Raw genomic sequence first — 12,864 nt, 5'->3', positions numbered from 1 at the left:
CGGGTTACTTACTGCGAGGCAGCAACCTTGTCCTCCGCCTGTGGTGCGATGGTTGCACCGGGGCGAATGCGCTGCAGGCCGTTGACGACGATCGTATCACCGGCGGCAAGGCCGCTGTCGATGATGCGCTGGCCATCAGCCGGTGCACCCGGCTTGATCTGGCGGTAGCTCACCTTGTTTTCGGCATCGACCACGAAGACGAAACGCTTGTCCTGATCCGTGCCGATGGCGCGGTCGCTGATGACGATGCGGTTTTCCGGCTTCGGCTCGCCCATGCGCACCCGCACGAACTGGCCCGGAATGAGCCTGCCGTCCGGATTGTCGAAGACGGCGCGGACACCGATGGTGCCGCTTGCCGAATCCACCTGGTTGTCGATCAGGTGCAGCGTGCCCTTGATCGGCGTGCCCTCATCCGAAAGCGTGCCGATTTCGACAGGGATCTGTTCGAGAGCGGGCAGGGCGCCATCGGTTTTCGGCAGTTCGGCAAGCGCCTTCGCAACCGTGCCTTCGCTGGCGTTGAAGCTGGCATAGATCGGGTTGACCGATACCAGCGTCGTCAGTGCAGGCGAGGTCGAGCCGGCGGCGACGAGGTTGCCGGCGGTGATTTCGATGCGGCCGACCCTGCCGGAAACCGGTGCGATGATTTCGGTATAACCGAGATCAAGCTGGGCCGTGGTCAGTGCTGCGCGGGCGGCGCGAAGCTGGGCTTCGGCATCCGCAAACGAGCTCTGGCGCTGGTCGAGATCGCTCTGGGAGATGGTGCGGTTGTCGGAAAGCCTGCGGCCACGGTCGAGTTCCGTCTTCGCCAGGCTGACCTTGGCTTCGGCGGAAGCGACCTGTCCTTCAGCGCCTGCAACGGCAGCCTGATAGGGGGCCGGATCGATGGTGAAGAGGGGATCGCCTTCCTTCACCAGCGCGCCTTCGCGGAAATGCACGGCCTTGATCTGGCCGGCGACGCGGGAGCGGATCTGCACCCGGTCAACGGCTTCGAGACGGCCGGAAAATTCTTCCCAGCGCATCACGTCACGGCTTTCCACCTTGGCGACGGTAACCGGGATCGCCGGTGTTTCAGCCGGGGTGGAAGCGGCCGTTGCATCGCGGCCGGTGGGGAGGTCGAAAAACAATGCTGCGGCTGCAACGGACATAGCCAGCCCGATACCGGCACCCGTCAGGGCCCGGCGCTTGGTGTTCAGCGTCATGGGTTTCTCCTTGGCTCGGATCAGGAGCCGGTCAGTTTCTCAATAAATGCGGTATTCAGTGTTTCAACTGGTCAACGAAGGTCTTGAATTCCGAACAGACGGATGAGACCCATCCGCCGCCCTCTCCTTGATAGAGCCCCGTCCAGCCGACGCCGGCGGGAAAAACATGCTGCCGGACGCTGACGCCTGAGGCGATGAGGCGGTCTGCATAATTGACCGTTTCGTCGCGCAGAGGGTCGTCCTCGGCCGTAAAGATCAGCGCCGGCGCCACCCGGTTCAGCCGCGTGCACTGGCAGGGCGCGGCATAGGGGTGGAAGAACCCGCACGCCTTGGCAAGGTAATGGCTCCAGCCATCGGCCCAACGCTGGCGCATGCCGATCCTGTCCGCATCACGGAAGGATTCCGTCGTCATCATCGGGTCGATCATGGGCGACAGAAGAATCTGGCCTGCGAGCTTGCCCGGCATGCGGTCACGGGCCTTCAAGGCAAGCCCCGCCGCCACATTGCCGCCTGCTTCTTCGCCGGCCACAAACAGCAGCGATTTCGCGCCGCCATAGTGCTTGCGATCCCGGCTCAGATGATCGAGCGCCTCATAGGCGCAGTCGATCACCATCGGAAACTCGTTGCCGGACGGCTTGCTGTAATCGGCTTCCACGACCACTGCACCGCTTTCCGCAAGCGCGCGGGCCACCGGAAGCTCGGGGCAATTGCCGCCCGGCTCGAGGCCGGGTTCCAGAAAGGATCCGCCGCGCAGATAAAGCACGACAGGCGGATGGCTGCAGAGGCAGGAACCTTCATAACGGCGCACGGAGAGCTTCGGCGCGGACGCCTCGCTGCTGCCGATGTTTTCCCAATGCGCGTTCATGACTCCAGATCCTTTGCGCCGCCACCAATAGGCGGATCGTATTGCAAAATCTGAAATCTATATTATTGTTCGGATCGAAACGATCAAGCATGCAAATTTGAAAACACTATTCCGAAATCACGGATAATCACCTCTCCGAGGCAGTGAATGGATCAGCTCTCCGCCATGCGGGTTTTTACGCGGGTTGTGGAAACCGGCAATTTCAGCCGCGCCGCCACCGCGCTGAACATGCCGAAAACCACTGTCACCAACATGGTGCAGGCGCTTGAGGCGCATTTGCACACCACACTTCTCAACCGCACCACGCGCCGGGTGATGCTGACAACGGACGGCGCTCTCTATTATGAGCGGGCCTCACAGATTTTATCGGAAATCGAAGAACTTGACGGCAGCATGTCCAGCGCACAGGTGCAGCCATCCGGCCGGTTGCGGGTGGAAATGGCCGGTGTCTTCGCGGACCTGGTGGTTATCCCACATCTTTGCGAATTTTACCAGCGTTATCCGCATATCCGTCTCGATCTCGGTGTCGGCGACCGTCTGGTCGATTATATAGCGGAGAATGTCGACTGTGCGCTGCGCGTCGGCGTGCTGCGCGATCAGTCGCTGATTGCCCGAAAAGTGGGCGAACTCCGGTTCGAAACATTCGCCTCGCCATCCTACATCGAAAACTTCGGCATGCCGCAAGAACCGGAGGATCTGGAGAAGGATCATTATTCGGTGGGCTACCTCAATGCCACCACCGGTCAGATCATGCCGGCATCCTTCGACAATGGTGTGCGCAGCGTTGAACTGACCCCGAACTATGTCGTCTCGGTCAATGACAGCCGTACCTATCTCAACGCGGCACTGGCCGGCATGGGCATCGTGCAGCTTCCCGTCTTCATGGTGAGGGATGCGCTTTCGCGGGGTGAACTGGTGCCGGTGCTTTCCGAATGGCGGCGCGAAGCCATGCCGATCTATGTGGTCTATCCACAAACCCGGCATGTGACCAACAAGGTCCGCGTTTTCGTCGACTGGCTGGCAAAGCTCGTTCACGGCCTGGTGTGAGACGGCCAATCACTTTCCGGCCCAATCAGCGCCCGACCCTTGTGGCGAGGAAATCGATGAAGGCGCGCACGCGGGCGGCGAGATGCTCGTGGCCGGCATAAACCGCGTGGATTACCTCCATGTCCTCGGCATTATAGTCCTCAAGGACAGGGACGAGCAGACCGGCCTTGATATCGGGTTCGATATGAAATTCCCCGACCCTTCCTAGTCCGAGACCCGTGAGGCAGAGCCTGCGCATCGCCATGCCGCTATTGACCGATGCATTACCGGTGATGGGGAAGCGATACACCTCCGTCGATCCGGGATCGCGGAAGGGCCATTCGTTGAGGTTGCGGCTGAAATTGAAGCTCAGGCAATTGTGCTGCGCCAGATCCTGCGGTTTTTCCGGCATGCCGTGTTTTTCGATATAGGCAGGGGAGGCGACGATGACGCGGCGGACTTCTTTCAGCTTTCTTGCCTTCAGGGATGAATCGCCCATGGCGCCGGAGCGGATCGCAATATCGGTGCGTTCCTCGATCAGGCTGATGACGCCATCGGTCAGCGAGATATCCAGCTCGATCTCCGGATAAAGCGACAGAAATTCCGGTGCAAGCGGCAGGAGATAACGTTCCCCGAAGCCCAGCGTCGCATTGACGCGCAGCAGGCCGCGCGGCACCACCTTGCCGCCGCTCGCCACGATCTGCTCCGTTTCAGTGATGTCGGCGAGAATGCGCCTTGCCCGCGCCAGATAGACTTCGCCCTCCGGTGTGAGCGTGACAAGCCGGGTGGAGCGGGCCAGCAGTCGCGTGCCGAGGCGGTCTTCGATGCGTGTGACAAGCTTGCTCACCGCCGAGGGGGAAAGCTTCAGCCTGCGCCCGGCAGCGGAAAAGCTGCCGAGTTCCGCCGCTGCCACGAAGACTTCCATTTCTCCGGCCCTGTTGTCCATCGCCTCACCATCTGTGAAATCAATTCAAAGGCGTTTATCCAATCTTGCCGATTATCATGCAAGTCCCCTTCGCCCATATTGCCTCCATAGATTTGATCCAACCGGACAGCACCGCTGTCCAAATGATCCAAACCGACAGCCCTGCTGTCCAGAACGCCCGCGATACCGCTCCGGGCGGAGAGGTAGTCATCATGCCATTGGCCATATTTGCCCTGACGATCGCGGCCTATGCGATCGGAACAACGGAATTTGTCATCGTCGGCCTACTGCCGACGGTCGCCAACGATCTTCACATCACCCTGCCGCTGGCCGGTCTCATCGTCAGCGTCTACGCGCTTGGCGTCACCTTCGGCGCGCCGATCCTGACAGCGCTGACCGGCCGGATCGAAAGAAAGCCGCTGCTGCTCGGCCTCATGGCCCTGTTCATCGTCGGCAACAGCGCTGCGGCCCTGTCGCCGAGCTATGAGATGCTGCTCGTCGCCCGGGTCATTGCCGCCTTCGCCCATGGCGTCTTCTTCTCGGTCGGCTCCACCATCGCCGCCGATCTCGTGCCGGAAAACCGCCGCGCCTCGGCCATCGCCATGATGTTCATGGGGCTGACGGTCGCCATCGTCACCGGGGTTCCGCTCGGCACCTATATCGGGCAGGTCTTCGGCTGGCGCGCGACCTTCTGGGCCGTTGCCGCCCTTGGCGTGATTGCCTTCCTGGGCATTGCCACGCTTCTGCCGAACACGCTCAAGAAAGCGCCACCGGCAAGCCTCTTCGATCAGGTCCGCGTTCTCGGTTCCGGCCGCCTGCTCATCGTTTTCGCCATGACCGCGCTCGGTTACGGCGGCACCTTCGTCGCCTTCACCTTCCTTGCGCCGATCCTGCAGGATGTGACCGGCTTTTCGGAAAAGAGCGTCAGCCTGATCCTCGTGCTCTATGGCATCGCCATTGCGGCCGGCAATATTGGCGGCGGCAGGATCGCCAACCATAACCCGGCCAAGGCGCTGATCGGTCTCTTCCTCGCGCAGGCCATCGTGCTGCTCGTCTTCTCCTTCACGGCCTTCTCGCCGGTGCTGACGCTTATCACGCTTGCCGCGCTCGGCTTCCTGTCCTTCGCCAATGTTCCCGGCCTGCAGCTTTATGTCGTGCAGCTTGCCAAGGAACACCGTCCCGGCGCGGTCGATGTCGCCTCGGCGCTCAATATCGCCGCCTTCAATCTCGGCATCGCGATTGGCGCATGGCTCGGCGGTCTGGTGGTGGAATCGCCGATGGGCCTTGCTGCAACGCCCTGGGTCGGCGCCATCCTCGTCGCCATCGCCCTGCTTTTGACCCTCTGGAGCAGCGCGCTCGACCGCCGTGCCGCGCTGACGCTGAAAACCGCCTGAGCTTTTCATAAAATTCCCGGCCATGTCCCAGGCTGGCCGGGCAACCTCAAAGGAGAAAATATATGTTTGATGTCACCGCAAATGGCGCTTCGATCCCGGCGCTCGGCTTCGGCACCTTCCGCATTCCCGGCCCCGATGTCCTGCGCATCGTTCCGCATGCGCTGAAGGCCGGTTTTCGCCATATCGATACCGCCCAGATCTATGGCAACGAAGCCGAGGTCGGCGAAGCCATTGCTGCTTCGGGCATTGCACGCGGCGAGGTGTTTCTCACCACCAAGGTCTGGGTCGAGAACTACAAGCACGAGGCCTTCCTCGCCTCCGTCGACGAGAGCCTGAAAAAGCTGAAGGCCGATTATGTCGACCTGCTGCTGCTGCATTGGCCGAACGACGTGGTCTCGCTTGCCGAACAGATCGGAGCGCTGAACGAGGTGAGGCAAGCCGGCAAGGTGCGCCATATCGGCGTCTCCAACTTCAATACGGCGCTAATGGCCGAGGCGGTGAAGCTCTCCAGGGCTCCGATCGTGACCAACCAGATCGAATACCACCCCTATATGGATCAGGATGTGGTTATCGCTGCCGCCAAGGCTGCCGGCATGTCGGTGACGGGCTATTACGGCATGGCCGATGGCAAGGTCTTTGCCGACCCGGTGCTGAAGGAGATCGCCGCAGGCCGAGGCAAGTCGGTGGCGCAGGTGGTGCTGCGCTGGCTCGTGCAGCAGCAGGGTGTCGTCGCCCTGTCGAAAACGGTCAGTGAAGCCCGTGTCGATGAAAATCTCGCCATCTTCGATTTCGAGCTTTCGGCCGATGAAATGGCGGCGATCCATGCGCTCGCCAAGCAGGATGGCCGCATTGTCTCGCCGGATGGGCTCGCGCCTGAGTGGGACGAGGCTGCCTGATTATCAGGGCCGGCATGGGAACTCCTAGTGCCGTCACCCCGGATTTGATCCGGGGTCCAGTGCGATCAAGTCATTGATCGTGGAAGATTCTTTTCATGGCACCGACGCGCCATGGCTGGATGCCGGGTCAAGCCCGGCATGACGGAGGAGGTTTTCAACCTTTGTCACCAACTTCAAGACACCCGGATAATGATCCGGGTGTCTTTTGAGCGGGTGGGATCAGAATTCGGCCCAGCTCTGCTCTTTTGACGCGGTCGATACGCCGAGTGCCGCGGCCACCTGGCCCATCATGCGCCGTGCCGGCGATGGTCTCGGCTGGGCATTGTCCGCAACGCGCAGCTGCGTCGATGGCTGATGGGCGTTTCGGGTTTTGCGGGCGGTTGCGGCGGTGCCGTCGAGCCTGAACTGGCCGATGATTTCGCGGAGCGTCTCGGCATCGCCGGCAAGCGATGTGCTGGAGGCCTTGGCCCTTTCGACCATCGCGGCATTCTGCTGCGTCACCTGATCCATCTGGTTGACCGCGCTGTTGACCTCGGCCAAGCCGACCGACTGCTCCCTTGCGGAGGTTGCGATGGCGTCGAGCTGCGTATTGATGGCGATGACGTGACCTTCAATGACCTTCAGGGCATCGCCCGTGGCGGTCACGAGTTTGACGCCGTTTTGAACCTCGTCGGCGGAGTTGCGGATAAGCTCCTTGATTTCCTTGGCCGCCTGCGCCGAACGCTGCGCCAGCTCACGCACTTCCTGCGCGACAACCGCAAAACCTTTGCCCGCCTCACCCGCGCGGGCTGCCTCGACCCCTGCATTGAGCGCCAGAAGGTTGGTCTGGAACGCAATCTCGTCGATGACGCCGATGATGTTGGAAATCTGGCTTGAGGAGCTCTCGATGCGCTTCATGGCGTCAACCGCATTTGCGACGACCTGACCGGAGGTTTGCGCCGATCGGTTCGCCTCCACCGCCACGCTTCGCGCCTCTTCCGTGCGCTTCGTCGAATTGCTGACGTTGCTGGTGATCTGGTCGAGCGCGGCGGCTGTTTCCTCCAGCGAAGCGGCCTGTGTTTCGGTACGGTGCGACAGGTCTCCCGCACTCGAATTCAGTTCCTGCGAGCCGCCATCGATCGTCGCCGTGACCTCGGCAACCGAGAGCAATGTCTTGTTCAACTGACCGACGGCCATATTGAAGTCCGCCCGCAGGCTTTCGAAATCCGCCGCGAAAGGCGTCGTCAGCTGATAGGAGAGGTCGCCGTCGGCCATATGCTTCAGGCCGCCTGCCAGACCGCTTGTCGCCTCCGCCATTTCCGCCGCGCGCCTGCGGTCTATATCGGCGGCCCTTTGACGGTCCGCTTCGGACTGGTCGCGCACCTGGGCCGCATCCGCTTCCAGCCGGCGGGCCTTCAGCTCGTTGTCCTTGAAGATCTGCACGGCCTTGGCCATGGTGCCGACCTCATCGCGCCGGTCCGTTCCGTCGATGTTGGCGGAAAGGTCGCCATTGGCAAGCCTCTGCATGGTGCCGGCAAGCCCCTGCATCGGCGTGACAAGCCAGGTGCGGATCGCGAAATATCCGGCGACGACCACCGTAAGGAAACCGAGGATGACCGCTACGACCGTAATCAGCGCGGTCTGGTCGCTCGTCTCCGTCAGAGCGCCGCTCTCCGTGTCGTTGCGGGTTGTGATTTCCGTGGCGATCTGCGTCAGTTTCGCGCCGATCCTGGCGAAGACCGGCTGGCATTCCATGCCGAATGCCTTTTGCGATGCCAGTGCCTCCTCCACGTTCGATGCGGTGCGGCCCAGATTCCAGGCATTCTTGCACGTAATATTGTAGAGTCTCAGCGCTTCGTCCTTGAGTGCGGGCAGACGGCTGTCACCGGGGACCGAGGCGATGGCTTTATCCAGCAAATGGGCAAATTCCCCACGCGTGGCCTTTGCCTCGACTTCGGCGGCGGCATTGCCCTCTTCCGTAAAGGCAATCATCATATCGGCCAAAGCGGCGCGTCCGTTCAACAAGGCATGGTTTGCCAGTGCCAGGTTGAGGGCTGCCGCGCTGTCATGCTCGATAAGGTCGCTATAGCTCTTGTCGATTGTCTTGATCTGCACTGCGGAATAAGCCGCGATCAAGATTGCGCAAATGCCGAACAGCGCAAATACCGTCAGGAATTTTCCAACGACAGGAATATTTCTCATGGCAACAACTCCGATAGGAAATTGATCCCTTCATGGGTTCTGTGTCGGCATCATGCACTTTGATGGGGAATTATATACTTGGCAAATTAAGAAATAATTATGTATTATTAGCGGATATGTATTTAATATTCATTTTTACTTTGAATAAATTATGTAAAAGTAATGAATAATACTTTGATGGCGTGAGGTGATCAGTGGCATCTTCCGGCCTCTGTTCAACGCGCAATGCGGCTGAACGCCATGCCTGTGGCACAGCCAATCATGGTGCAGAGCTGAAATTCTTTTTTGATAGTTCTGTATCTGCTGGGAAAACTGGAGCGGGCGAAGGGATTTGAACCCTCGACCCCAACCTTGGCAAGGTTGTGCTCTACCCCTGAGCTACACCCGCTCAAATCCACCGGTCCGGGGTAGTTCGCTGAACCGTGGGCCACCGAAGCGGCGACGGGTGCTATATCGCTCAATCGTTTTTGGAATGCAACAGTTTCTTTTGCGGTTTCGGTGGAAATCCACGCGGCTGCACGTTTTTCCGCAGTGCAAGGGCGGCCGGGAACCGAAACAAGAGCGCGCCAGGAAGAAGATGTTGTTTCGATTGGGTTTTATCTCCTTCCTACGGAATATGGCGGTGGAGGAGGCCAGAAAATAACCTATTTACATTTGGTTAAAATCTGATTCGACAAGTGATTCGTTCGGGTGTACAAATTTGATGTCCACGAAAAAAAGAAACGATACTTGGCATATCATCAGGAGGATGAGCCTTGTCGTACGCAGCTTTTGAACGGGTTGGCGCACAATTGTCGCCGGAGCAGATTACCGATCTGCAGAATATTTTCGATGGCGTATGTTTCGAGTGTTTTCAAGATCGCAGTAGCCACGTTGCCAATGAGTGCGCAGCGGTTCTTATCCGCAGCGCCCAGCGGGGCATTCTCGATCACGAGATGCTGCGGGACATCGGGCTTGCCGTTCTGCGGCGCCACTGACGCTTGAATACGAGAAAAAAGCGCCCGGATCATCCGGGCGCTTTGTTGTTGGGGTGGCGGATTTTTCCGCTCAGCTCTTTTCCTGCACATGCGCTTCCAGGAACCAAAGCGACTTGTCGAGATCGCGCGAGGCGGCGGTGAAGATGTCGGCCGTCGTCGGATCACCGGCCTCGTCGGAATCGTCGATGGCCTTGCGGATCATGTTCGCCACGTCGCCATAACGCTCGATCAGCGCATCCAGATGGTCGTGGATTTTGTAGATATCGGTCGGATAGGCCTTGAGCTTGGTCGTCGAGGAGACGGATTGCAGGCTGCCAAGCGCCGTGCCGCCAAGCTGGACGACGCGCTCGGCAATCGTGTCGCCGTGATTGTCGAGTTGTGTGCGGAACGTATCGAGAAGTTCATGGACGGCGATGAATTGCGGGCCCTTGAGGTTCCAGTGCGCCTGCTTGGTGATGAGCGCAAGGTCGATGACGGAAGCGAGCGATTCATTCAGAATGCCGATTACGGTCGACTTGGCGTTGGAAGGCAGGTCGTTCTTCGTCTTGTGCGTCTTCATCGATGTCTCCTGAAGTTGCGGACGGAATGCCGCTTTGGAAAAGTCCGTCGTTTAACGTCCGGGCCTGTGGCCCTGTTCCATGCTAAGCACTGGGACAGTAAAAATCCTGCACAATCATCATGTCATTCGTAAAACAGGCAGATGCGCCGGCCCTCTATCTCATTGACGCGGATCGGCATGTCGTAGATTTCCTGGAGAATCTCGGGGCGGATGATCTCTTCTGCAGGTCCGTGATGGCAGATGCGGCCCTCGCGCATGGCGATGATGGTGTCGGAATACCAGGAGGCGAAGTTGATGTCGTGCAGCACCAGAACCACGGTCTTTTTCAGCTCGTCGGCGGCCTTGCGCATGATCTTCATCATGCTGGAGGCGTGTTTCATGTCGAGATTGTTGAGCGGTTCGTCGAGCAGCACATAATCCGTATCCTGACACAGCACCATGGCCACGAAGGCGCGCTGGCGCTGGCCGCCGGAAAGCTCATCCAGAAACCGGCCGGCAAGGGGTTCGAGATGCAGATATTCCAACGCCCGGTCGATATGGACCTTGTCCTCGATGGTGGGGCGGCCCTTTGAATAGGGGTAGCGGCCGAAACCGACGAGGTCGCGCACCGTCAGGCGCGAGGAGATGTGGTTGTCCTGCCGCAGGATAGAAAGCCGCTTCGCCAGCGTGTCGGAAGCGGTTTTCGTAACATCGAGCCCGTCGACCGTGACGGTCCCGGCATCCATCGACATCAGCCGCGCCACGATGGAAAGCAGCGTCGATTTTCCCGCCCCGTTCGGCCCGATGATGGAGGTGACGCCGCCTGCCGGAATGGAGACGGAGACGCCGTCTATCACAACCGTGTCGCCATAGGATTTGCTGATCTGATTGGCGATGATCATCGCGCACCTCGTTTCAGAATAAGACCGATAAAGACGATGCCGCCCAGAAATTCGATGATGATCGAGAGCGCCGTATCGAAGGCGAATATCCGCTCCAGCACCACCTGACCGCCCACGAGGCAGATCACGGCGATGAGGATCGCGGCCGGCAGCACATATGCGTGCTTGCCATTGCCGGTGAGATAATGGGCAAGGGCCGCAACCAGCAGCCCGAAGAACATGACCGGGCCGACAAGCGCGGTGGAGACGGCAACGAGCACGGAGACCAGAACGAGGGTGATGGTGACCGTGCGCTTGTATTCGACGCCGAGGCTGATGGCCGTCGCACGGCCGAGCGAGAGGACATCGAGCGTGTGCATGAGCCTCAGCCCGATGATGGTCACCACGCCGATGATGACGGCGGAGACCATGAGAAGGGTTGGATCGATGGAATTGAAGCTGGCGAACAGCACGTCCTGCAGCACCGTATACTCATTGGGGTCGAGTACGCGCTGCATGAAGCCCGAGAGGCTGCGGAAAAACACGCCGAAGACGATGCCGACCAGTACGAGAAGATGCAGGCTGCGTTCCGCGCCGACGAACAGCCAGCGATAGAGCAGGGCGGAAAAGGCGACGAGCAGCCCGGTTTCGACGAGAAACTTCAGTTGCGGATCGATCATCACGACGGTTGCCGAGCCGAAGACGAAAATCAGCCCTGTCTGCATCAGCACGTAAAGCGAATCGAAGCCCATGACCGAAGGGGTGAGGATGCGATTATTGGTGACCGTCTGGAACAGTATGGTGGAGACCGCGATGGCATAGGCCACCAGCAAAAGCGACAGAAGCTTGATGCCGCGAAACGGCAGCACGAAGCTCCAGCTTCCCTTTGCGCCGAGCGTCATGAAGGCGGCCATGGAGATGAGCGCGAATGCCGCAAGCACGAGCAGAACGGTTTTTGCGCGCCTTTCGGGGTTTTTCTCACGCATGGTGGCGTTTCCGCAGCAGGAGATAAAGGAACAGCACGCTGCCGATGACGCCGACCACGGTTCCGATCGGTATTTCATAAGGCGCGCGCACGGTTCGGCCGATGATGTCGCAGGAGAGAACGAAGACTGCGCCAAGCGTCGCCACCCATGGAACCGAGCGGCGCATATTGTCGCCGATCATCAGGCTGACGACGTTCGGCACGATCAGCCCGAGAAAGGGGATCATGCCGACGGTGACGACGACAACGGCGCTGACCAGCGAGACGATGGTGAGGCCGAGCGCCATCACCCGGCGATAGTTGAGGCCGAGATTGGTGGTGAAGTCGCGCCCCATGCCAGCCACCGTAAACCGGTCCGCGGCGAGATAGGCGGCAATGGCGAAGAGGAAACCGACCCAGAGCAATTCATAGCGGCCGCGCAGCACGCCGGAAAAATCCCCCGTCATCCATGCGCCGAGCGATTGCAAGAGATCGAAACGATAAGCGAAGAAGGTGGTGACGGCGGAGATGACGCCGCCCAGCATGATGCCGATCAGCGGCACCAGCAGCACGTCCCGCAATGGCACTTGTCTCAGGATACGCAGGAACAGCGCGGTGCCGGCGAGCGCGAAAACGGCGGCCACCAGCATCTTGCCGAAGATCGGCGTGTCGGGTGCAATCAGGGTGGCGGTGAGCAGGCCGAGACCGGCGGATTCGGTGGTGCCCGCCGTCGAAGGCTCCACGAAACGGTTGCGCACCAGCATCTGCATGATGAGACCGGCAATCGCCATCGAGCTTCCGGCCAGTATCAGCGCCAGCGTGCGCGGAATGCGGCTGACGAGCAGCACGCGCAGTGCATCCGTGCTTGTGTCAGGTGCAAAAAGCGTGGCCAGAGAAACGTTGCTCACACCGACGAACAGGCTGACGATTGCGAGTGTCAGCGCCAGAAGAAGGGCAAGGATGAGAGACAGGGATTTCACGTTGGTGGTATTTCGAAAATAGCGAAAGCTCCCGGTGG

The 12,864-nt window shown here is 59.9% G+C and carries 12 protein-coding genes and 1 tRNA gene; 4 read left to right on the top strand and 9 right to left on the bottom strand.

The features are described 5' to 3' along the window. Window positions 1–8 precede the first annotated feature (8 nt). Window positions 9–1,199 (bottom strand): efflux RND transporter periplasmic adaptor subunit, encoded by a 1,191-nt coding sequence (locus V6S97_RS08205; protein ID WP_334426508.1) that lies wholly within the window; start codon window positions 1,197–1,199, stop codon window positions 9–11. Between the two features lie 55 nt (window positions 1,200–1,254). Continuing rightward, window positions 1,255–2,064: an alpha/beta hydrolase fold domain-containing protein gene (locus V6S97_RS08200; protein WP_020011674.1), complete on the bottom strand. Its 810-nt coding sequence runs from the start codon at window positions 2,062–2,064 to the stop codon at window positions 1,255–1,257. Window positions 2,065–2,211: 147 nt separating this feature from the next. Here V6S97_RS08200 and V6S97_RS08195 point away from each other — a divergent pair, with 147 nt between their 5' ends. Next, entirely contained in the window at window positions 2,212–3,111 is a 900-nt protein-coding gene (locus V6S97_RS08195) for a LysR family transcriptional regulator (protein WP_060726767.1), read from the top strand. Between the two features lie 25 nt (window positions 3,112–3,136). On the opposite strand, the gene V6S97_RS08190 is transcribed toward V6S97_RS08195, so the two are convergent. Further along, window positions 3,137–4,036, bottom strand: a complete 900-nt coding sequence (locus V6S97_RS08190) for a LysR family transcriptional regulator (protein WP_035212649.1) — start codon at window positions 4,034–4,036, stop codon at window positions 3,137–3,139. Window positions 4,037–4,227: 191 nt separating this feature from the next. On the opposite strand from V6S97_RS08190, the gene V6S97_RS08185 reads away from it, so the two are divergent. Together V6S97_RS08185 and V6S97_RS08180 are read left to right on the top strand one after the other, a co-directional pair. Beyond that, a complete protein-coding gene (locus tag V6S97_RS08185) occupies window positions 4,228–5,409 on the top strand; it encodes an MFS transporter (RefSeq protein WP_080866418.1) in 1,182 nt (393 codons plus the stop codon). A gap of 62 nt (window positions 5,410–5,471) precedes the next feature. Then, complete coding sequence (locus V6S97_RS08180) at window positions 5,472–6,305, top strand: aldo/keto reductase (protein WP_334426505.1); 834 nt, start codon at window positions 5,472–5,474, stop codon at window positions 6,303–6,305. Window positions 6,306–6,524: 219 nt separating this feature from the next. Here the strand turns inward: V6S97_RS08180 and V6S97_RS08175 are convergent, their stop codons facing one another. Further along, window positions 6,525–8,486: a methyl-accepting chemotaxis protein gene (locus tag V6S97_RS08175; protein ID WP_004429888.1), complete on the bottom strand. Its 1,962-nt coding sequence runs from the start codon at window positions 8,484–8,486 to the stop codon at window positions 6,525–6,527. A 313-nt stretch (window positions 8,487–8,799) separates the two neighbouring features. Continuing rightward, window positions 8,800–8,874: transfer RNA gene (locus tag V6S97_RS08170), tRNA-Gly, on the bottom strand. Window positions 8,875–9,241: 367 nt separating this feature from the next. On the opposite strand from V6S97_RS08170, the gene V6S97_RS08165 reads away from it, so the two are divergent. Continuing rightward, window positions 9,242–9,463, top strand: coding sequence for a hypothetical protein (locus tag V6S97_RS08165; protein ID WP_004429892.1), 222 nt, complete (start codon window positions 9,242–9,244; stop codon window positions 9,461–9,463). 70 nt (window positions 9,464–9,533) lie between these two features. On the opposite strand, the gene dps is transcribed toward V6S97_RS08165, so the two are convergent. From dps to V6S97_RS08145, 4 genes are all read right to left on the bottom strand, one after another. Beyond that, entirely contained in the window at window positions 9,534–10,022 is a 489-nt protein-coding gene (gene dps, locus V6S97_RS08160; protein ID WP_004429894.1) for a DNA starvation/stationary phase protection protein Dps, read from the bottom strand. 122 nt (window positions 10,023–10,144) lie between these two features. Then, the gene (locus V6S97_RS08155) at window positions 10,145–10,903 is read right to left on the bottom strand and encodes an iron ABC transporter ATP-binding protein (RefSeq protein ID WP_060723681.1); all 759 of its coding nucleotides are present in this window, start codon (window positions 10,901–10,903) and stop codon (window positions 10,145–10,147) included. Beyond that, entirely contained in the window at window positions 10,900–11,868 is a 969-nt protein-coding gene (locus V6S97_RS08150) for an iron chelate uptake ABC transporter family permease subunit (RefSeq protein ID WP_334426503.1), read from the bottom strand. The genes V6S97_RS08155 and V6S97_RS08150 overlap by 4 nt, the downstream gene beginning before the upstream one ends. Further along, a complete protein-coding gene (locus tag V6S97_RS08145; RefSeq protein ID WP_334426502.1) occupies window positions 11,861–12,826 on the bottom strand; it encodes an ABC transporter permease in 966 nt (321 codons plus the stop codon). Before V6S97_RS08145 ends, V6S97_RS08150 begins: the two co-directional genes overlap by 8 nt. Between the last annotated feature and the right edge of the window lie 38 nt (window positions 12,827–12,864).

Origin of the sequence: Agrobacterium sp. CCNWLW155 (genome assembly GCF_036888815.1) — a bacterium.
In the GTDB taxonomy this organism is placed as follows: Bacteria; Pseudomonadota; Alphaproteobacteria; order Rhizobiales; family Rhizobiaceae; genus Agrobacterium; species Agrobacterium radiobacter.
Note: the sequence above shows the minus strand (reverse complement) of the source record. Positions and strands in the feature narration are given on the sequence as shown.